General features: G+C 66.7%; 1 protein-coding gene. It reads right to left on the bottom strand.

Translation table 11 applies throughout. The features are described 5' to 3' along the window. Positions 1 to 265: 265 nt before the first annotated feature. The coding region (locus tag SAZ01S_RS24330) for a hypothetical protein (RefSeq protein ID WP_218018170.1) at positions 266 to 591 on the bottom strand (326 nt) is incomplete at its 5' end.

The raw sequence follows: 591 nt of genomic DNA, 5'->3' as shown, positions 1-591 counted from the left end.
GGGACGGAGAGGGCAAGCAGAAGGGCGATGGGGAGGCGCTGCATGCTGTTGCTCTGCCATGCGGTCCGCCGGGTGAAAAGGTGGGCCATGCCGCGGCTCTGGCCTGATCCCCGCGATCAGGAACCGGAGCCGCGGTGGCTGGCGATCGTGATCGCAGTGTTGATGGCGCTGCAGCTGCTGTTGGCGCTGGCACAGTGTTCCCTGTGAGGCGCGATCCCGTGCGCGTTGCCGAGCCGGGATCGCGTTCTTCAGCGTGCCGAGCAGCTCACGGGCACTTGGTGAACTGACCCTTTTTGGGGCCGGACGCGACATGGCATTTGCCGTTCTTGTCCTTGGTCACGCCGCCAGCTGCGGCAGCGGCGGCCGGCGGGCATTTCGTGAACTTGCCCTTGGCATCCTTGCACGGTCCTGCGGCGAGGGCAGGGGTGGCGATCAGAGCAATGGCGGCGGCAATGGTCGAGACGCGGAACATGGCGATCCTCTCCTCTGGTTGAGTCGCGAGAAGAGGATGCCATGCGCGGTGCGCGGCGCAAGGGCGGTGCCGTTGTTCGGAGTCCAGCGCGCATCTCATGGCGATCTCACCGCGGTGGC

Origin of the sequence: Sphingomonas azotifigens NBRC 15497, assembly GCF_002091475.1 — a bacterium.
GTDB lineage: Bacteria > Pseudomonadota > Alphaproteobacteria > Sphingomonadales > Sphingomonadaceae > Sphingomonas > Sphingomonas azotifigens.
The sequence above is the reverse complement of the archived record's forward strand: the minus strand, read 5'-3'. Positions and strand labels throughout refer to the sequence as shown.